This window comes from Stenotrophomonas sp. STK16_22 (assembly GCF_051984505.1).
GTDB classification, from domain to species: domain Bacteria; phylum Pseudomonadota; class Gammaproteobacteria; order Xanthomonadales; family Xanthomonadaceae; genus Stenotrophomonas; species Stenotrophomonas maltophilia_A.
Genome location: NZ_CP196972.1, coordinates 3,045,653 through 3,064,990, shown reverse-complemented (window position 1 = coordinate 3,064,990; position 19,338 = coordinate 3,045,653). Strand labels below are relative to the sequence as shown.

Genomic DNA, 19,338 nt, shown 5'->3' with positions numbered 1-19,338 from the left:
GCGTACGGAAACTGGCGGGCCCCGGTACAATCGAGGCACCTGGGCGCGCGGTGCGCGGCCCATAACTTCATGTACCCGGGAGGGTGTTGTGGATTTCAGCTTTACTGAAGAGCAGTTGATGCTGCAGGACGTGGCGCGGCGCATCGCGCAGGAAAAGATCGCCCCCAGCGCGGAGCACCATGACCGCACCGGCGAGTTCCCGCTGGACAACATCCGCCTGCTGGGCGAAAACGGCCTGATGGGCATCGAAGTGCCGACCGAATACGGTGGCGCGGGCATGGACCCGGTGGCGTACGTGTTGGCGATGGTGGAGGTCGCCGCCGCCGACGCAGCCCATTCGACCATCATGTCGGTCAACAACTCGCTGTTCTGCAACGGCATCCTCACCCACGGTACCGAGGAACAGAAGCAGAAGCATGTGCGTGCCATCGCCGAAGGCGAGGCCATCGGCGCGTTCGCGCTGACCGAACCGCAGTCCGGTTCGGACGCCACGGCCATGCGCTGCCGCGCGGTGAAGCAGGCCGATGGCACCTTCGTCATCAACGGCAAGAAGAGCTGGATCACCTCCGGCCCGGTGGCCAAGTACATCGTGCTGTTCGCAATGAGCGAGCCGGACAAGGGCGCGCGCGGCATCACCGCCTTCATCATCGATACCGACAAGGCGGGCTTCGGTCGCGGCAAGACGGAGCCGAAGCTCGGCATCCGCGCTTCGGCCACCTGCGAGATCGAGTTCAACGACTACGTGGCGCAGGCTGAAGACGTGCTGGGCCAGGAAGGCGAGGGCTTCAAGATCGCCATGAGCGTGCTCGATGCTGGCCGCATCGGTATCGCCTCGCAGGCCATCGGCATCGCCCGTGCCGCCTATGAAGCGACCCTGGAGTACGTGAAGGAGCGCAAGGCGTTCGGCGCGGCCATTGGTACCTTCCAGATGACCCAGGCCAAGATCGCCGACATGAAGTGCAAGCTGGACGCAGCGCTGCTGCTGACCCTGCGCGCGGCGTGGGTGAAGGGCCAGGGCAAGCGCTTCAGCACCGAAGCGGCGGTGGCCAAGCTGACGGCCTCGGAAGCGGCGATGTGGATCACCCATCAGGCCGTGCAGATTCATGGCGGCATGGGGTATTCGAAGGAAATGCCGCTGGAGCGCTACTTCCGAGATGCCAAGATCACCGAGATCTACGAGGGCACCTCGGAAATCCAGCGCCTGGTGATCGCCCGCAACGAGACCGGGCTGCGCTGAGTTCGACCGGCCGCGCCGCTGCAACGGCGGCGCGGCCAGTAGATCCACGCCATGCGTGGATACACGGTCTTCTTGGCCGAGCGATACCCGATCTGGTCCAATGCAAGCCGGTTTTTACGCGGTCTGCAAAGATGATCTATCGAGGTTGGGGATTCATGACGCTGGTGACGCCGATTGCAGCCATCCTGCTGCTGGCGTACTTCTTTCCGCATGAAGGCTCCAGGGGCAACACGCCGCTGCCCCAGGTTCTGTTGGGTGCAGGCATCGGCGCAGCGGTGAACGTATTGCTGGGTTTGTGGCTCAACCGTGCGCCGCGGCAGAAGGGTATGGCTGCACCCCATCATTTCTTCTTTGTGCCGATGCAATGGGCTGCATTGGCTCTCGTGGTGGTGTGCGTGGTGGTTGCACTGCTGCGCTGAGACGCCGGCTTGGCATGCGCCAACCTTGGTTGGCATGAATCCAGCGGCGCCAACCAAGGTTGGCGACTACCGGCTTCATGGCACGAATGAAAAGGCCCCGGATCGCTCCGGGGCCTTTTCGTTTCAACCCACCGCCGGATCAACGATCCGGGCGGTGCGCGGCTTCCGCGTCGCGCTGGCGCTCCATGAATTCCTTGGAGGACTCATCCAGCTTGTCACCCAGCATGCGGCGCACGACCACGAAGAACACCGGGATCATCAGCAGGCCGAGCAGGGTGGCGAACAGCATGCCGCCGATCACGCCGGTGCCGATGGCGTGGCGGGAGTTGGCGCCGGCGCCGGTGGAGATCGCCATCGGGATCACGCCCATGATGAACGCGAACGAGGTCATCAGGATCGGTCGGAAACGCAGGCGTGCCGCCTCGATGGTGGCATCGCGAAGGGTCTTGCCTGCTGCGCGCTGCTCCACCGCGAACTCCACGATCAGGATCGCGTTCTTGGCGGCCAGGCCGATCACGGTGATCAGGCCGATCTTGAAGAACAGATCGTTCGGCAGGCCACGCAGCATCGACAGGCCGAGGGCGCCAAGCACGCCAAGCGGCACCACCAGCAGCACCGCCACCGGGATCGACCAGCTTTCATACAACGCGGCCAGGCACAGGAACACCACCACGATCGACAGCACCAGCAGCAGCGTCGCCGCGTTGCCGGCCAGGATTTCCTGGTAGGACATGCCCGACCAGTCGTAGCCGAAGCCGGCCGGCAGATCGTCGTTGACGATGCCTTCCATGGTCTGCATCGCCTCACCCGAGCTGGTGCCCGGTGCCTGCGAGCCGACGATGTTGATCGCCGAGTAGCCGTTGTAGCGGCTCAGCGACGGCGGTGCCGACACCCATTCGGACTTGACCACCGTATTGAGCGGGATCATCGCATTGGTGCCGTCGGCATTCGTGGTCAGGCTGGACGGGCTGTAGAAGCTCTTCAGCGACTCCTGGCCGGTGCGGTACGGACCATCGGCCTGCATGGTCACGCGCTTGATGCGGCCTTCGTAGAAGAAGTCGTTCACGTACACCGGGGCCAGCATCAGCTGGATGGTGCTGTACACGTCCGACACCGACATGCCCATCGACTGCGCCTGCACGCGGTCGACATGCAGCTGCAGCTGCGGGGCGTTTTCCAGGCCGTTCGGGCGTACGCCCACCAGATGGTCGGGCTTCTGCGCAGCCTGGCCAAGCAGGATGTTGCGCGCCTGGGTCAGCTGCTCGTAGCCGGCACCGCTGCGGTCCTGCAGCCACATGTCGAAGCCGCCGAACTGGCCGAGGCCCTGCACGGTGGGCAGGTTGACCACGAAGATCTGCGCTTCCTTGATGCCGTAGAACGCGCCGTTCATGTTCTGGATGAACTCGGGCGCGGTGAACTTGCGTTCCTCCCATGGCTTCAGGCGGATGAAGCCCATGCCCACGTTCTCGCCGGAACCGACGAAGCTGAAACCGGCCACCTGCAGCATGCCTTCATAGCCATCCTGCTTTTCCAGGATGCCACGCATCTGCGCGAACACTTCGTTGGTCTGGCCCTTGGTCGAGCCCGGCGGCAACTGCACGATCGCCAGCGCATAGCCCTGGTCTTCTTCCGGCAGGAAGCTGCCCGGCATGCGGGTGAACAGGAAGCCGCACAGTGCGGTCAGCACCACGAACAGGATCATCCAGCGCGGTGCATGGCGCACCGCCGAAGTGATGTGCCCCACATAGGTATGGCTGATCTTGTCGTAGTACTTGTTGAAGGTGCGGTAGATGATGTTCGGGTTGTCGTTGTGCGTCGGCTTGAGGAAGGTCGCGCACAGCGCCGGGGTGAAGCCCAGAGCCAGGAACGCCGAGAACGCCATCGAGATGGCGATGGTCAGCGCGAACTGCTTGTAGATCTCACCGGCGGCGCCGCCCTGCAGGGCGGACGGGATGAACACCGCGGCCAGTACGACGGTGATCGCCACCACCGCGCCGGTGATCTGGGTCATCGCCTTCTGCGTGGCCGGCTTCGGCGCCAGGCCTTCCTCGGTCATGATGCGTTCGACGTTCTCGATCACCACGATCGCGTCATCGACCACGATGCCGATCGCCAGCACCATCGCGAACAGGGTCAGCTGGTTGATCGTGAAGCCGATCATCCACATGCCCAGGAAGGTGCCGAGCAGGGCCACCGGGATGACCAGGGTCGGGATCAGCGTGGCGCGGAAGTTCTGCAGGAAGATCAGCATCACCAGGAACACCAGGAACACTGCTTCAAACAGTGTCTTGACCACTTCCTGGATGGAGATCTTGACGAAGGTGGTGCTGTCGTACGGCGAGAACCAGGTCACCCCGGACGGGAAGCTGGGCTGCAGCTCGTCCATCTTGGCGCGCACCGCATCGGCCACGTTCAGGGCGTTGGCGCCCGGCAGCAGCTGGATGGCGAAGGCACCGGTCGGCTTGCCGTTGTACTGGGTGTCGAAACCGTAGTTGTTGGCACCGAAGGCAACGCGGGCGATGTCCTTCATCAGCACCCGCGAACCGTCCGGATTTGCCCGCAGGATGATGTTCTCGAACTCCTGCGGCGAGCTGAAGCGGCCCTCGGCCGAGACCGTGGCGGTGAAGTGCTGGCCTTCCGGAGACGGGTCCGAACCCAGCGCACCGGCAGCGAACTGCACGTTCTGCGCACGCACCGCGGCGAGCACCTGGCTGGCCGACAGGCCATAACCCTGCATCTTCTCCGGGTTGAGCCAGATGTTCATGGCGTACTCGGAACCGAACTGCTGGGTGCTGCCGACGCCGGGAATACGCGAGACCTGATCGAGCACGCGCGAACCGACGATGTCGTTCAGGGCGTCACGGTTGATGGCCGGCGTATCGGACTGCAGCGCGATCACCATCAGGAAGCCGGCGTTGGCCTTGGCCACCACCACGCCCTGCTGGGTCACTTCCGAAGGCAGGCGTGGCGTGGCCAGCGAGACCTTGTTCTGCACCTGCACCTGGGCGATGTCCGGATCGGTACCGGTCTCGAAGGTCAGGGTGATCTGCGCGCGGCCGTTGGAGGCGGACGATGAGCTGAAGTACAGCAGGTGATCGATACCGGTCAGCTGCTGCTCGATCACCTGGGTTACCGATTTCTCGGTGGTGTCCGCACTGGCGCCCGGGTAGGTCGCCGAGACGGTGACCTGCGGCGGGGCGATGTTGGGATAGGACTCCACGCCCAGGTTGAGGATCGCGATCACGCCGCTGAGCGAGATCAGGATCGCAACCACCCAGGCGAAGACTGGATGTTCGATGAAAAATTTAGGCATGACGGAAGGTTCCCGTTACTGCTTGTTCGAATCGGTGGCGGCCGGCTTGGCCGCATCGGCCTGCTCAGGCTTGGCCGCGTCGGCCGGTGCCTTGCCTGCGGCCGGTGCTGCGCCCGCCGGAGCGGCGCCGCCTGCGGCAGGCTTGCCGTTGGCGTCCTGCCCCGGGGTCCACGGCTTGGCCACCGCCGGTGCACCTTCCTTGACCTTCTGCACGCCGGCCACGATCACCTTGTCACCGGCGGCCAGGCCGTCGCTGACCAGCCAGTTGCCGTTCTGCGCGCCATCGGTCTTCACGTTCTTGCGCACCACCTTGCCGTCGGCACCGACCACCATCACGTAGCCGCCGGTGGTGTCGCGCAGCAGCGCCTGCTGCGGCACCAGGTAGGCGTTGTTGCGCTCGCCGAGGTTGGCCTGGAAGCTGACGAAGGCGCCGGGCAGCAGGATCTGCTGCGGGTTCGGCAGCAGCGCACGCAGCGACACCGCGCCGGTGGCCGGGTCGACCGTGGTCGAAGAAAAGTCCAGCGTGCCCGGCTCGCTGTAGGTGCTGCCGTCGGCCAGCTTGACGTTGACCGTGGCCTTGCCGTCACCGGACAGCGCCAGCGCACCCTTGGCCTGCTGCGCGCGCAGCTGGGTCAACTCGTCCACGCTCAGCGAGAAGTTCACGTACAGCGGGTCGAGCTGGTCGACAGTGGTCAGCAGGGTCACATCGCCCTGGCCGACCAGTGCGCCTTCGGTGACCTGCTGCTTGTTGGCCACACCGCTGATCGGCGCGGTCACTTCGGTATAACCCAGGCTGATGCGCGAAGAGGTCACCGCCGCTTCGGCCTGCTTGACCGCGGCCAGCGCGGTGCGCTCGGCCGATTCGGCGTTGTCCAGGTCGGATTTGGAGACGAACTGCTGCGGCGCCAGCGAACGCGCGCGGTCCGCGGCCACCTTGGCATTGGCGTAGGTGGCGCGGGCCGAGGCCAGCTGGGCCTCGGAGGCATTGAGCGAAGCACGCAGCGGCGCCGGGTCGATCAGGAACAGGGGCTGGCCCTGCTTGACCTGCGAGCCTTCCTGGTAGACGCGCTTGAGCAGTACGCCCGGCACGCGCGCGCGGACGTCGGCGCTACGGAACGGCGACAGGCGGCCGACCAGCTCACGCTGCAGCGGCAGGGTCTGCGGCTTGGCGTCGATCACGCCCACCTCCGGCGGCGGGGGCGTCTGCTGTTCCGGCTTCTTGCAGGCAGCCAGCGCGACAGCAACGGCGCACGTCAAGGCAAGGGTGCGGAGTGGGGCGGTCATCAGGAGGAACTCCGGGGTTGGTTTGAAGACGGGGCCGCCGACGGCTGAGGCGCGAAGGCGCGCAGGAAGCTGTCGACGGAGAACTCTGCCCAGCGCCGACGCAGCTGCGCGTCATCACGATGGGGGGTATGGAAACGCTGTTTGTCGAAATCCTGACCGGCGATCATGCTCAGCAGCAGTTCGGCCATGAAGTGCGGGTCGTCATGCCGGAGCTGGCCACGCATGCAAACGGTTTCAATCCATTCAGCAAGATGAAGCGTCAGCGCGCCGGCGCCATGCCGGTACAGCGTACGCGCCTCTTCGGGAAACTGGGCCGCGTCGGCGGCGATCAGCCGACAGGCCTGCCCTACGTGCGGTTGGTTGAAATGCTCCAGGAAGTCGGTGGCGAACTGGAGCAGGCTGGCACGCAGGTCGTCAGTGCGGAGTGCACGAACCATGGCTCCGGTAGCGTGGCCGACATGGCGCTGCATCACCCGGCGCAGCAGTTCCTGCTTGTTGCCGTAGCGCGAGTACAGGGTCTGCTTGGAGCAGCCGGCATGCTGGGCCACCGCGTCCATGCTCATCTGCATGCCCTGCTGGGCCAACAGCTCGCGCACGGCATCGAACACGCGCTCATCGCGTGCGTCGAGGGCAACGGGGAGGTAGGCCGGGTTCACGCGGTGGACTATACCGTCCAGTTCAGGATTGTGGAATCGAATCGGCGTCGCCGCGTGTGTCTTCCGGTAACACGCTTTGCCGATCCTGTCGGCAGTGCTGAAGCGCGCACCAGCACCATGCCGGTGCGAACTGAATAGGCGTCTAAACCGCAGCAAACCCGAATCTGGTTATTCCGTCCTGCAGCAAGGCCTTTTCGTGCGGTAGGGCTACAATTTCATTTTCCCAACTGAGCAAGCGCATCGCTCTGCCATGAAACCGCAAAAAACCGCAGCCAAGACCGTGAAAAACAAGACCAAACCAGCAGAGTCGGAGGTCGCAGTGACCGCTGGTTTCTCCCTGGAGCCGGTGTACACGGCATTGCGCAAGCGTTACCCCGCGGCCGCACAGGCCGAAGCGGTGGCCTTCGCCACTGACTTCTACAAGCGCATGGAGTCGGACGAGTTCCCGCACCACAGCGCTGAAGAGTGGGCCGCTCTCGCGGCTGAGACGCTGGAATTCGCCCGTGCCCGCAAGGCCGGCAAGGCCAACGTCCGCGTGTTCAATCCGACCGCGAAGGCCAACGGTTGGGAATCGCCGCACACCGTGCTGCAGATCGTCAACGACGACATGCCATTCCTGGTCGACACCGTCACCATGTCGCTGGCCGAACAGGGCGTGGGTGTTCACGTGTTGGGCCACCCGGTGCTGCGCTTCACCCGCGACAAGGCCGGCAAGCTGGTCAAGGTCGGCGAGGGTGATGCCGAGTCGGTGATGCTGCTGGAGATCGACCGCCAGCCGGCCGAAGCCATGGCGGCCATCGAGCAGGCCATCAGCAAGGCGCTGGACGAAGTGCGTGCGATCGTGCGCGACTGGCAGCCGATGAAGGACAAGGCGCTGGCGCTGGCCGACGACCTGGGCAGCCGCCAGCTGCCGGTCGACGACGCGTCGCGCAAGGAAGCACAGGAATTCCTGCGCTGGGCCGCCGACAACCACTTCACCTTCTTCGGCTACCGCGAGTACCGCGTCGAGAAGCAGGGCAAGGAAGAGGTGCTGGCGCCGCTGAACGACACCGGCCTGGGCCTGATGCGCGGCAAGGACAAGTCCGCCGCACGTCCGGTCAAGACCCTGGCCGCGCAGGGCCTGAACACCACGTCCGGGCTGAAGGACGCGCTGATCCTGACCAAGACCAATGCCCGTTCGCGCGTGCACCGCGCCGGCTACATGGACTACATCGGCGTGCTGGAATTCGACGCCAAGGGCAAGATCATCGGCGAGCAGCGCTTCCTCGGCCTGTTCACCTCCAGCGCCTACAACCGTCGCCCGTGGGAAATCCCGCTGGTGCGCCAGCGCCACGAGCACGTGATGAAGCAGTCGGGCCTGGCCTCGGCCAGCCACAGCGGCAAGGCCCTGCGCCACATCCTGGAAACCCTGCCGCGCGAAGAACTGTTCCAGTCCAGCGAGGACGAACTGTTCCGCACTGCCATGGGCGTGCTGGGCCTGCAGGAGCGCGTGCGCAGCCGCCTGTTCCTGCGCCGCGACAAGTACAGCCGTTTCATCTCCGCGCTGGTCTACCTGCCGCGTGAGCGCTTCAACACCGACGTGCGCCTGCGCATCGAAGCGATGCTGAAGGACGCGCTGCACGGCGAGTACGTCGACAGCTCGGTGGTACTGGGCGAATCGCCGCTGGCCCAGGTGCACCTGATCGTGCGCCCGAAGCCGGGCGAAATGCTGGACGTCGATACCGCCGAACTGGAGCAGAAGCTGGCCCAGGTGCTGCGCAACTGGCAGGACGACCTGCGCGAAGCGCTGGTGACCCGCCATGGCGAAACCGAAGGCCTGCGCATCGCTGCCCGTATCGGCAAGGCACTGCCGGCCGGCTACATTGAAGACAACAGCACCGCCGTTGCCGCCAACGATGTCAGCCAGCTCGATGCCCTGACCGGCCCGGACGACCTGCGCCTGAGCCTGCAGGCCGTGCCGCGCGAAAGCGGCGATGGCCTGCGCCTGAAGTTGTATCGCCAGCTGGACGACATTCCGCTGTCGGACGCGCTGCCGATGATGGAAAACATGGGCCTGCGCGTGATCGCCGAGCGTCCGTACCGCCTGTCGGTCGACAACGCCCCGGTGTACGTGCAGGACTTCGAGGTCGAGTCGACCGCCGGCGCGATCGATGCCGCCAGCGTCGATGAAGCCTTCGGCGAGACCTTCGCCCGCGTCTGGCACGGCGATGCCGAGAACGACGGCTTCAACCGCCTGGTGCTGGCCGCTGGCCTGCACTGGCGCCAGGTCGCCATGCTGCGCGGCTACTGCAAGTACCTGCTGCAGACCGGCGTGCCGTTCTCGCAGGCCTACGTGGAAGGCACCTTCGCGCGCTACCCGCTGCTGGCCCGCCTGCTGGTCGAGCTGTTCGAAGCCCGCTTCGATCCGGCTACCGGCCACGAAAGCAAGGACGATATCGCCGCCGGCCAGGCCCAGCTGAAGGCCCACTTCGATGTGCTGGCCGCTGGCGACGACGCCACCCTGAAGGTGCTCAAGACCGTGGTCGACGCCCGCAAGGGTGACCGCGACGCGCAGATGCAGGCCGCGCGCGATGCGCTGCTGAAGCTGATGGACCGCGTGTCCAGCCTGGACGAGGACCGCATCCTGCGCTCGTTCATGGGCGTGATCGACGCGACCCTGCGTACCAGCTACTACCAGACCGATGCCAACGGCCAGCACGGCCATGTCATCAGCTTCAAGTTCGATTCGGCGCTGGTGCCGGACCTGCCGAAGCCGCGCCCGTACCGCGAAATCTTCGTCTACGGCCCGCGCGTGGAAGGTACCCACCTGCGCTTCGGCGCGGTCGCCCGTGGTGGCCTGCGCTGGTCGGACCGTCGCGAAGACTTCCGTACCGAAGTACTGGGCCTGGTCAAGGCGCAGATGGTCAAGAACACCGTCATCGTGCCGGTCGGCGCGAAGGGCGGCTTCTTCGCCAAGACCCCGCCGGTGAACGGCGACCGCGACGCGATCTTCGCCAACGGCGTGGCCTGCTACAAGCTGTTCATCCAGGGCCTGCTGGACATCACCGACAACATCGTCAACAACAAGATCGTGCCGCCGGTGGATGTCGTGCGCCACGACATGGACGATCCGTACCTGGTGGTGGCTGCCGACAAGGGCACCGCGACCTTCTCCGACATTGCCAACGGCCTGGCCATCGCGCACGGCTTCTGGATGGGCGATGCGTTCGCCTCCGGTGGTTCGGTCGGTTACGACCACAAGGGCATGGGCATCACCGCACGCGGTGCGTGGGAGTCGGTCAAGCGCCACTTCCGTGCGCTGGGCCGTGACAGCCAGAGCCAGGACTTCACCGCAGTCGGCGTCGGCGACATGTCCGGCGACGTGTTCGGCAACGGCATGCTGCTGTCGCGCCACATCCGCCTGGTCGCCGCGTTCGATCACCGCCACATCTTCCTGGACCCGAACCCGGATGCAGCCACCACGTTCGTCGAACGTGAGCGCCTGTTCACCGTGCCGCGTTCGAGCTGGGCGGACTACGATGCCAAGCTGATCAGCAAGGGTGGCGGCGTGTACCCGCGCAGCCTGAAGTCGATCGAGATCACCCCGCAGGTGCGTGAAGTGCTGGGCCTGGACGAGAACGTCAAGGCGCTGTCGCCGAACGATCTGATGAGCGCGATCCTGAAGGCACCGGTCGACCTGCTGTGGAACGGTGGCATCGGTACCTACGTCAAGGCCGCCAGCGAGCAGCACAGCGATGTCGGCGACCGCGCCAACAACGCGCTGCGCGTGAACGGTGGCGAGCTGCGCTGCAAGGTGGTGGGCGAGGGCGGCAACCTGGGCATGACCCAGCTGGGCCGCATCGAAGCCGCCCAGGCCGGCGTGCTGCTCAACACCGACTTCATCGACAACTCGGCCGGTGTCGACACCTCCGACCATGAAGTCAACATCAAGATCCTGCTCAACGATGTGGTGCGGGCGAAGAAGCTGACCGTCGAGCAGCGCAACAAGCTGCTGGCCTCGATGACCGATGAAGTCGCCGAGCTGGTGCTCAACGACAACTACCGCCAGAACCAGGCGCTGAGCCTGATGGAGCGGATGGCGGTCAAGCGCCTGGGTTCCAAGCAGCACTTCATCCGTACCCTGGAGCAGCAGGGCCTGCTTGATCGCCAGATCGAGTTCCTGCCGTCCGATGCCGAGCTGTCGCAGCGCAAGGCACGCGGCCAGGGCCTGACCCGTCCGGAGCTGTCGGTGCTGCTGTCCTACTCCAAGCTGGTGGCGTTCGCCCAGCTGCTGGATTCGGACATCCCGGAAGATCCGTACCTGTCCAAGGAGCTGCAGCGCTACTTCCCGACCCCGCTGCAGAAGAAGTACGCCGACGCGATGGAGCGTCACCGCCTGAAGCGCGAAATCATCGCCACGGCCGTGACCAACCAGACCATCAACCGCATGGGCGCCACCTTCCTGATGCGCATGCAGGAAGACACCGGCCGTTCCATCGCCGAGGTCGCCAAGGCCTACACCATCAGCCGTGAAACGCTGGATGCACGCGCGCTGTGGGCGCAGATCGATGCCCTCGACGGCAAGGTGCCGGAGTCGGTGCAGATCGACGCACTGGAAGTGATCTGGAAGCTGCAGCGCTCGTTCGTGCGCTGGCTGCTGTCGCGCCCGGGCGCGATGCCGGGCATCACCGAAGCGGTCAACCGCTACCAGGGTCCGTTCAACGACATCCGTGTTGCCTCGGGTGTGCTGCCGGATTCGCAGCGTCCGACCTACGAAGCCCTGGTGGCCGAGTGGAAGGAAAAGGGCCTGCCGTCCGCACTGGCACAGCAGCTGGCCGAACTGCACTTCCTGGAGCCGGCGTTCGACATCATCGAACTGGCCCGCACCCGCAAGCTGAAGCCGGTGGACGTGTCCAAGGTCCACTTCCGCCTGGGCGACGCCCTGCAGCTGCCGTGGCTGTTCGAGCAGGTCGACGCGCTGGAGGTCAATGGCCGTTGGCACGCCGTGGCACGTGGCGTGCTGCGTGACGAGCTGGCCGCCAACCACCGCAACCTGGCGGGCCAGGTGCTGGGCACCAAGGGCAGCAGTGCTGAAGCGAAGGTGGCGGCCTGGATGGGTCGCGACGACAACAGCCTGCGCTTCACCCTGGCGATGCTGGCCGAACTGGCCGAGCAGAAGACCCTGGACTACCCGACCGTCTCGGTCGCGGTCCAGCGCCTGGGCCAGCTCGCTGCCCACGGCGCATAAGTGGAGTGGTGCCAGGCGATGCCTGGCATGAGTGAAACGGAACGGCCCCGCGAAAGCGGGGCCGTTTTGTTTTGTAGCGCATGCCTGGGACGGGTAGTGCCGGCCGCTGGCCGGCAACCCCATGGGCCTCCCCGCAGATAGGCGGTTGCCGGCCAGCGGCCGGCACTACCGGGTATGCTCTTGCTGGCACACCCACCCGGATCCACCGATGAGCGACACCCCCCGCATCGCTTTCCTGGCCAGCACCACCGAGCCCGCGCAGATGGCCCGCGCGGCGATGGTCTCGCGCTATGGCGACCACGCGCCGGAACAGGCCGACGTGCTGTGCCCACTGGGCGGCGATGGCTTCATGCTGCAGACCCTGCATCGGCACGGGCACCTGGGCAAGCCGGTGTTCGGCATGAAACTGGGCACCGTCGGCTTCCTGATGAACCAGTACCGCGGCGACGACGACGTGCAGGCCCGCATTGCCCGTGCCGAACCGGCCAACCTGCGCCCGCTGGAAATGGTGGCGCTGACCGAGTCGGGCACCAGTACCGGTTCGCTGGCCTACAACGATGTGTCGCTGCTGCGCCAGACCCGGCAGGCGGCGCATATCGGCATCGACCTCAACGGCCAGGAACGTGTGGCCGAACTGATCGGAGACGGCGTGCTGGTGGCCACCCCGGCAGGCAGTACCGCCTACAACTATTCCGCGCACGGACCGGTGCTGCCGCTGGGCTCGCATACCATCGCGCTGACGCCGCTGGCCCCTTACCGGCCGCGACGCTGGCGCGGGGCGATCCTCAAGGCCGACACCGAGGTGCGTTTCCGCGTGCTTGATCCGTACAAGCGCCCGGTCAGCGTTACAGCGGATTCGCACGAGACCCGCGACGTGGTCGAGGTGACCATCCGCGAGTCGAAGGACCGCCGCGTGACCCTGCTGTTCGACCCGGAGCACAACCTGGAAGACCGGATCCTGAGCGAACAGTTCGTTTTTTGACGACAATAGGCGGCCGGCCCCGCCGACCGCTTGAAGGACCCCCACCGATGGGCGACAACTCCCCCCGTTTGCTGACCGTCGCGGTGACCTCGCGCGCCCTGTTCGACCTCGAGGAAAGCCATGCGCTGTTCGAGAGCGATGGCGTGGCGGCCTATGCCGAATTCCAGCGCCAGCACGAGGACGATATCCTCGGGCCCGGGGTGGCCTTCCCGGTGGTGCGCAAGTTGCTGGCGCTGAACCAGGGCGCCAGCCCGGAGAACCCGCGGGTCGAGGTGATCCTGCTGTCGCGCAATTCGGCCGATACCGGCCTGCGCATCTTCAATTCGATCCAGCACTACGGCCTGGGCATCATCCGCGCAACGTTCACCGCCGGCGAGCCGACCTGGCCGTACGTGAAGCCATTCGGCACCGACCTGTTCCTGTCGGCCAACCCCGAATCGGTGCGCAGCGCGCTGCGCCATGGCATCGCGGCGGCGACCATCCTGCCCAAGCCGCCTGGCGAAACCGCCGCTGCGGCGGCCGACCAGATCGATACCGGTCGCCCGGCCGGCCAGCTGCGCATCGCCTTCGATGGCGATGCGGTGATCTTCGGTGACGAGAGTGAGCGCATTTCGCGCGAGCAGGGCGTGGAGGCATTCGGCCGGCACGAGCGCGAACGTGCGCGCGAACCGCTCAGCGGCGGGCCGTTCCGTGGCTTCCTGTCGGCGCTGCACACGCTGCAGGAAGTGTTCCCGGCCGGAGACAGTGCACCGATCCGCACCGCACTGGTGACCGCGCGTTCGGCACCTGCGCACGAACGGGTGATCCGCACCCTGCGCGAGTGGGGCGTGCGCCTGGACGAGGCCCTGTTCCTCGGCGGCCGCCACAAGGGCCCGTTCCTGCAGGCGTTCGGCGCCGACATCTTCTTCGATGATTCGCAGCACAACATCGACAGCGCCCGCGAGCATGTGGCCGCCGGCCACGTACCACATGGTGTCGCCAACGAGAGCTGAGGCCACGACGGGTGGGTGCCAACCGTTGGTTGGCACTGCCATGCATCCATGCCCACCAAGGTGGGCATCTACCAGAGCGCCATGCCCCGGTAGTCGCCAACCTTGGTTGGCATTGCCGTCAGGCCACGGGTCCCGTCAAGGGCTGCCGGACATCCCCAGCTGCAGGTCCACCACTTTCCAGCGCAGGCCCTGCGGTTCCAGCACCACCTTCATTGGCGGCTGGCCGGGGCCGCGATCGACATTGATCACGAAGCGGTCCAGTGCCTCGAAATGGTGCTCGGCATGCTTCAACGGCCGCGCCGGTTCGGTCGCACCGAAGGCATCGCCGCCCTGCAGTTCATTGCGGCCACGCTTCCACAGCACGTGGCCCTGCAGCATCGCGCCGATCCCGGTCGGGGTCACCATGGTGTCCACCGCGGCACCACCAAGCTGGTCGCCCAGCCCGTACAGCAGGGCACCGAACGGGCTGGCCGCCACATCCGGGCCTGCTTGGCGCACCAGATAGTCATTGAGCTGCGCGCGCAGGCTGCTGCGCACGCGCGGGAAATCGACGTAACGCTCCAGGCGCGCGGTGTCGCGTTGCTCAATGGCCTTGGACAGGCCATTGACGGTCATGTACGGGCCGCCGAACCACCAGGCGGCCAAGGCCAGGACCAGCAGCCCAACGAGTGCGGTGAGTTTCTTCATGCCGCCCAGACTGCCGCAACCGCAGCAGCATGGGGTGAAGACTCAATGACTGGGAGATCCGCGGCCATCACCGAAGGCGTCCACCAGCTGCTGGCGTTCGGCTGCGGTCAGTGCCTCAAGCCGCGTCGCCAGTACTTCGTCCAGGCTGCCGGTGCGGGTGGTGCCCAGGATGCCACTGGCCACGCCGGGATGGCCCAGGGCGTAGGCAAACGCGGTCTGGGCCGGGCGCTGGCTGCGGATGGCGGCGAGTGCCTTCCGCATGTTGCGTGCGCTGCGCATCAGTTGACGGCTGCTCGGTTTGAGCCAGGCCCTGGCCAGGTACCAGGCATCCGCCGGTCGTGGCAGGCGCGGGCGTGGTGGCAGCAGATGGCCCTGCGCCAGCACGGTGCCGGCCAGTACGCCGATGCCCACCGCGTGCAACTGGTCGATGAGGGGTTCACGGTCCTGCTGCAGGGCGTTGTAATCGAGCAGCACCACGTCGAACAGCGTGGGATGGTCGATCATCCAGCGCAGGGTCGATGCCGTGTGCGTATTGATGCCGGTGTGCCGGATCAGCCCGCGTTCGCGCAGGCGTTGCAGCGCGGCCAGCAGGTCATCGTTGATGTCGTGCTGGCTGGCACCGTGCAGCTGGTAGATATCCAGGTAATCCAGGCCGAGGTTGCGCAGCGAGGCCTCGCAGCTGGCAGTGATGGCTGCCGGCGAGAAATTGCGTTGCTCGGCGCCGCTGACGCCGGCCTGGCCGGTCAGCGTGCCGCCTTTGCTGGAAATCACCAGCGACTCGCGCGGGTATCGCTTCAGCAACGGGCGCAGGATGCGGCCCAGCCGCGGCTCGGCGTGGAAACCGGAATAGTTGTGGCCGGTGTCCAACAGGTTCACGCCCTGTGCCAGTGCATGCTCTACCACGTGCGCGGCCGACTGTTCAGGGAAGCGGCGATGCCCCCAGAAGCCGGAGCAGCCAAGGCCCACCGGCGAAACCGCCAGGCCGGTGCGGCCCAGCGTGCGGCGTTGCTGTGCCAACGGCATCAGAATTCCAGGTCCAGCGCCGCGCACAGGTAGTCGACGAACGGGCCGAGCGCGGCCAGGTCCTTGCCCAGCGTGGACAGCAGGCGCGGGCCGGTCATGGTGGCGTCGTCCAGCGAGCGCCACATCACCCAGTTGCGGTGCTTGAGGTCGTCGATGAATTCGAAGTCGGCCGGGAAGCCGCGCGGCGGACGCACCAGCTTCTCGCTCTCTTCGAAGTCGAAGCGCTTGCGCAGGGCCGGTGCATGCGCTGCGGCCTTCCAGCTGCCCGGGTTGTCGAGGATGAAGTGGCGCACGCGGCGCTGGGTCTCCGGTTCCGGATGCCACAGGCCGGCACCGACGAAGCTCTCGCCCGGCTGCAGGTGCACGTAGAACGAAGGCGCGGCCACCTCGCGGCGGCGTTCGTGGAACAGGCGCGCACCCTGCCAGGTCTTGTACGGGGATTTGTCGTTGGAGAAGCGCGCGTCGCGATGGATGCGGAACAGCGAGCCGCCGACGCCGCGGGTATCGGCGCGGAAGTGCTCGCTGACCTCGGCCAGCGCCGGCTGAAGGTCGCCCAGCAGGCGCAGGAACGGCTGCCGCACGTGGTCTTCGTACTGCTGGCGGTGGTCGTTGAACCATGCCTTGTCGTTATGCCGCGCCAGGCTGCGCAGGAACTTGAAGCTGGCGTCCGAGAAATAGGTACTCACAAGGTCTCCTGCAGGTGCTGGCCCCAGTCGCGCAGCGATTGCAGCAGGGCCTGGCGCCGCGTGTCGTCGGGCGCTTCGGCAGCCAGTGCATCGAGCTGCTGCCGGTACTGGGGCAGGTTGAGTTCGCCCAGCCCGCCGTCTCCGAGCAGGCGCTGGCGGCGGTAATCCTGCCAGCGCTGGCGTTCAGCCGGCGCGAGGCTGTCGGGATGATTGCGCGCGCGGTAGCGGAACAGCAGCTCCGGCAGGCGCGGGTCGCGGAAGCGGCCTTCCAGGGCGGCCAGCTGCTCCGGCGCGGTGGTGCGTGCCAGCGCAAGCAGCGGCTTGTCGCCATTGCCGAGGAAGCCGTCGTAGAGCGAGGCATCGACATCGGCCACGGTGGCGGCGCGGGGCTGGTTGTAGACCTGCCGGGCCTTCTCGGCCAGCTGCGGGGCGAACGCGCGCAGGCGTTCCACCTTGGCCTCGATCGCGGCCACGTCCAGGCCGAGGCGCGCGTGGTCATCGGCGCGCAGGTGGTTCCAGGCGATCAGCGCGGGCACCTTGTTCAGGTGCACTTCCTTCAGCGGCACCCGCGCCACGCCTTCGGGCAGCTCGCTGGCGCGCATGTACAGGCGCTGTGCGATCACCTCGGCCGGCAGTTCCAGCAGATCGTCGATCTCGCCTTCCAGGTCGAACACGATCACCCGGTTGTTGATGGTCGGGTGCGCGGCCAGCGGCAGCACCGGGGCCGCGCACAGGCGACTGGCCGGGTAGCGCATGGAAATGTGCAGTACCGGCTTCATCGCGGCCACGTCCAGCAGGCTGCCGACGAAGCGTTTGTCGCGCAGCTTCAGCGCGTACTCCCACAGTCGTGGCTGCGACTGCTTGAACAGGCGTGCCATGCCGATGGTGGCGCGTACGTCGGACAGCGCTTCGTGCGCATCGCCTTCGCGCACGTTGTTGGCCTCGGCCAGGTGCTCGAGCTTGAACGAGGTGGCGCCATCCTCGCGCAGCGGCCACTGGATGCCGTCCGGGCGCATCGCGCGCATCAGCCGCAGCATGTCCAACAGGTCCCAGCGCGAATTGCCGTTGCGCCACTCGCGTTCGTACGGGTCGTGGAAGTTGCGGAACAGGCCGTAGCGGACGAACTCATCGTCGAAGCGCAGCGTGTTGTAGCCCAGCGCACAGGTGCCGGGGCGCGACAGCTGCTCGTTGATGCGATCGAAGGCCTCGGCCTCGCTGATGCCCTCGGCCAGTGCCTGCTGCGGGGTGATGCCGGTGACCAGCGTGGCCATCGGCGAGGGCAGCAGGTCATCGGCCGGGCGCACGAAGAAGCTGACCGGCGTGTCGATTTCGTTGAGATCGGCGTCGGTACGGATCGCGGCGTACTGCGAGATGCGCGTGCGCCGCGGGTCCTGGCCGAAGGTTTCCAGGTCGTAGAACAGGAAGCTGTCAGCCATCAGTGCGCGCCCTCCAGGACCGGCAGCTGGGCGTGGATCTGTGCTTCCAGTGCGGTCCAGTCGATGTTGTCCAGTGAATCGTGACCGGCGGTGGCGGCCACCAGCATGTCGCGCTGCAGTTCGGTGCGGCGCAGCGCCTCGGCGTACGGCGTGTGCAGGAAAGTGACCATCGTGTAGTGCGGTACGAAGCGGGTCGGCCAGCGCCGCTGCAGTTCCTGTTCCAGCTCGCGCTGCAGCAGGAAGGCGGGATCGGCCACGCGGTCGCGCATCTCCAGGTAGTTCTCCAGCGCCATCTGCTGGATTGCGCGCGCATTTGGCTTGCGCTCGGCTTCGAACGCGGCGAACGCGCCTTCCAGATCATCGGCCTCCATCAGGTGACGGGCCAGCGCAACGCAGTCCTCGAACGCGCAGTTCATGCCCTGGCCATGGAACGGCACCATCGCATGCGCGGCGTCGCCGATCAGCACGGCGCGGCCCTGCTGGTGCCAGCGTTCCAGAGTGAGCGTGCCAAGCAGGCCCGGCGGATGCTGCTCCCAGTCCGCGCGCAGGTTCGGGATCAACGGCAGGGTGTCGGCGAACTCGCGCGCGAACAGCGCCTCGGCCTGTGCGCCGGTGTTGACCGTGGCGAAGCTGGGGTCGCCCTGGTTGGGCAGGAACAGCGTGACGGTGAAGGTGCCTTCATGGTTGGGCAGGGCGATGCACATGTAGTGGCCGCGCGGCCAGATGTGCAGTGCATTGCGCTCGATGCGGAAGCTGCCATCGGCAGCCGGCGGGATCTCCAGCTCCTTGTAGGAGTGGTCGAGGAAGGCAATGTCCTCGCCCAGCGGTGCACGGCGGTTCATCGCCGCACGCAGTGCCGAGCCCGCTCCGTCGGCACCGATCAGGGTGTCGAAGCGGATGTCGTGCGGGCTGTCGTCACGGTCATCGATGAAACGCGCGTAACCCGCATCGAAATCGACGGTGTGCAGGCGGCGATGGAAGTGCACGGTGGCGCCGGCCTGTTCGGCCAGCTCCAGCAGCGTGGTATTCAGATCACTGCGGTGGATCGACCAAATCACTTCGCTGTCATCACGGCCATAGCGCTGCAGCTGCGGTTCGCCCTCGCGTGGGTGCACCATGCGTCCGCGCATCATCACCGCGCGCGCCATCACTTCGTCCTCCACGCCCGCCTGGCGCAGCGCATTGCGCCCGCGCTCGGCCAACGCCAGGTTGATCGAGCGGCCGCTCTCGTAATCGGCCACGCGCGGATCACCGCGGCGTTCGTACAGGGTGATGCGCCAGCCCTGGCGTGACAGCAGGATGGCCAGCAGGGACCCGGCGAGGCCGGCACCGATAATGCTCAACGAGCGGGAAGCGTGTGCGATCAACGAACTGTCCAGCAGTAGGGGAGGGGCCG

At 66.4% G+C, this 19,338-nt stretch carries 13 protein-coding genes; 5 read left to right on the top strand and 8 right to left on the bottom strand.

Features of this window, described 5'->3' with window-relative positions; all coding sequences use genetic code 11:
- Positions 1 to 88 precede the first annotated feature (88 nt).
- Both ACSYAO_RS14370 and ACSYAO_RS14365 read left to right on the top strand, forming a co-directional pair.
- Positions 89 to 1,237 (top strand): acyl-CoA dehydrogenase family protein, encoded by a 1,149-nt coding sequence (locus tag ACSYAO_RS14370; RefSeq protein ID WP_149909404.1) that lies wholly within the window; start codon positions 89 to 91, stop codon positions 1,235 to 1,237.
- A 155-nt stretch (positions 1,238 to 1,392) separates the two neighbouring features.
- Positions 1,393 to 1,656, top strand: coding sequence for a hypothetical protein (locus ACSYAO_RS14365; protein WP_080355173.1), 264 nt, complete (start codon positions 1,393 to 1,395; stop codon positions 1,654 to 1,656).
- 139 nt (positions 1,657 to 1,795) lie between these two features.
- Here ACSYAO_RS14365 and ACSYAO_RS14360 read toward each other — a convergent pair whose 3' ends face one another.
- The 3 genes from ACSYAO_RS14360 to ACSYAO_RS14350 are packed head-to-tail and all read right to left on the bottom strand — an operon-like array spanning position 1,796 to position 6,909.
- Positions 1,796 to 4,969, bottom strand: coding sequence for a multidrug efflux RND transporter permease subunit (locus tag ACSYAO_RS14360; RefSeq protein ID WP_049400218.1), 3,174 nt, complete (start codon positions 4,967 to 4,969; stop codon positions 1,796 to 1,798).
- Positions 4,970 to 4,984: 15 nt separating this feature from the next.
- Positions 4,985 to 6,253, bottom strand: coding sequence for an efflux RND transporter periplasmic adaptor subunit (locus tag ACSYAO_RS14355; RefSeq protein ID WP_049422071.1), 1,269 nt, complete (start codon positions 6,251 to 6,253; stop codon positions 4,985 to 4,987).
- The gene (locus ACSYAO_RS14350; RefSeq protein WP_032127669.1) at positions 6,253 to 6,909 is read right to left on the bottom strand and encodes a TetR/AcrR family transcriptional regulator; all 657 of its coding nucleotides are present in this window, start codon (positions 6,907 to 6,909) and stop codon (positions 6,253 to 6,255) included. The genes ACSYAO_RS14355 and ACSYAO_RS14350 overlap by 1 nt, the downstream gene beginning before the upstream one ends.
- Positions 6,910 to 7,159: 250 nt before the next feature.
- Between ACSYAO_RS14350 and ACSYAO_RS14345 the strand changes: the two genes are divergently transcribed.
- The 3 genes from ACSYAO_RS14345 (at position 7,160) to ACSYAO_RS14335 (ending at position 14,110) form a co-directional block, all read left to right on the top strand.
- Complete coding sequence (locus ACSYAO_RS14345; protein ID WP_149909403.1) at positions 7,160 to 12,136, top strand: NAD-glutamate dehydrogenase; 4,977 nt, start codon at positions 7,160 to 7,162, stop codon at positions 12,134 to 12,136.
- Between the two features lie 208 nt (positions 12,137 to 12,344).
- Positions 12,345 to 13,118, top strand: a complete 774-nt coding sequence (locus ACSYAO_RS14340; RefSeq protein WP_006376667.1) for an NAD kinase — start codon at positions 12,345 to 12,347, stop codon at positions 13,116 to 13,118.
- 47 nt (positions 13,119 to 13,165) lie between these two features.
- Entirely contained in the window at positions 13,166 to 14,110 is a 945-nt protein-coding gene (locus ACSYAO_RS14335) for a 5'-nucleotidase (RefSeq protein ID WP_087923029.1), read from the top strand.
- A 135-nt stretch (positions 14,111 to 14,245) separates the two neighbouring features.
- Here ACSYAO_RS14335 and ACSYAO_RS14330 read toward each other — a convergent pair whose 3' ends face one another.
- Genes ACSYAO_RS14330 through ACSYAO_RS14310 form a run of 5 tightly spaced genes read right to left on the bottom strand, consistent with a single transcriptional unit; the run spans position 14,246 to position 19,309 of the window.
- Positions 14,246 to 14,797 (bottom strand): DUF2939 domain-containing protein, encoded by a 552-nt coding sequence (locus ACSYAO_RS14330; RefSeq protein WP_049463158.1) that lies wholly within the window; start codon positions 14,795 to 14,797, stop codon positions 14,246 to 14,248.
- Positions 14,798 to 14,839: 42 nt separating this feature from the next.
- Positions 14,840 to 15,820 (bottom strand): aldo/keto reductase, encoded by a 981-nt coding sequence (locus ACSYAO_RS14325; RefSeq protein ID WP_049463159.1) that lies wholly within the window; start codon positions 15,818 to 15,820, stop codon positions 14,840 to 14,842.
- Complete coding sequence (locus ACSYAO_RS14320) at positions 15,820 to 16,506, bottom strand: DUF2461 domain-containing protein (protein WP_049463160.1); 687 nt, start codon at positions 16,504 to 16,506, stop codon at positions 15,820 to 15,822. The genes ACSYAO_RS14325 and ACSYAO_RS14320 overlap by 1 nt, the downstream gene beginning before the upstream one ends.
- Positions 16,503 to 17,942: an exodeoxyribonuclease I gene (gene sbcB, locus ACSYAO_RS14315; RefSeq protein WP_149909402.1), complete on the bottom strand. Its 1,440-nt coding sequence runs from the start codon at positions 17,940 to 17,942 to the stop codon at positions 16,503 to 16,505. The genes ACSYAO_RS14320 and sbcB overlap by 4 nt, the downstream gene beginning before the upstream one ends.
- Positions 17,942 to 19,309: an FAD-dependent oxidoreductase gene (locus ACSYAO_RS14310; RefSeq protein ID WP_032127676.1), complete on the bottom strand. Its 1,368-nt coding sequence runs from the start codon at positions 19,307 to 19,309 to the stop codon at positions 17,942 to 17,944. Before ACSYAO_RS14310 ends, sbcB begins: the two co-directional genes overlap by 1 nt.
- Between the last annotated feature and the right edge of the window lie 29 nt (positions 19,310 to 19,338).

Coding starts and splice junctions, on each gene's coding strand:
- ACSYAO_RS14365 (WP_080355173.1), top strand. CDS start 1,393: ATGACGCTGGTGACGCCGATTGCAGCCATCCTGCTGCTGGCGTACTTC.
- ACSYAO_RS14360 (WP_049400218.1), bottom strand. CDS start 4,969: ATGCCTAAATTTTTCATCGAACATCCAGTCTTCGCCTGGGTGGTTGCG.
- ACSYAO_RS14355 (WP_049422071.1), bottom strand. CDS start 6,253: ATGACCGCCCCACTCCGCACCCTTGCCTTGACGTGCGCCGTTGCTGTC.
- ACSYAO_RS14345 (WP_149909403.1), top strand. CDS start 7,160: ATGAAACCGCAAAAAACCGCAGCCAAGACCGTGAAAAACAAGACCAAA.
- ACSYAO_RS14340 (WP_006376667.1), top strand. CDS start 12,345: ATGAGCGACACCCCCCGCATCGCTTTCCTGGCCAGCACCACCGAGCCC.
- ACSYAO_RS14335 (WP_087923029.1), top strand. CDS start 13,166: ATGGGCGACAACTCCCCCCGTTTGCTGACCGTCGCGGTGACCTCGCGC.
- ACSYAO_RS14330 (WP_049463158.1), bottom strand. CDS start 14,797: ATGAAGAAACTCACCGCACTCGTTGGGCTGCTGGTCCTGGCCTTGGCC.
- ACSYAO_RS14325 (WP_049463159.1), bottom strand. CDS start 15,820: ATGCCGTTGGCACAGCAACGCCGCACGCTGGGCCGCACCGGCCTGGCG.
- sbcB (WP_149909402.1), bottom strand. CDS start 17,942: ATGGCTGACAGCTTCCTGTTCTACGACCTGGAAACCTTCGGCCAGGAC.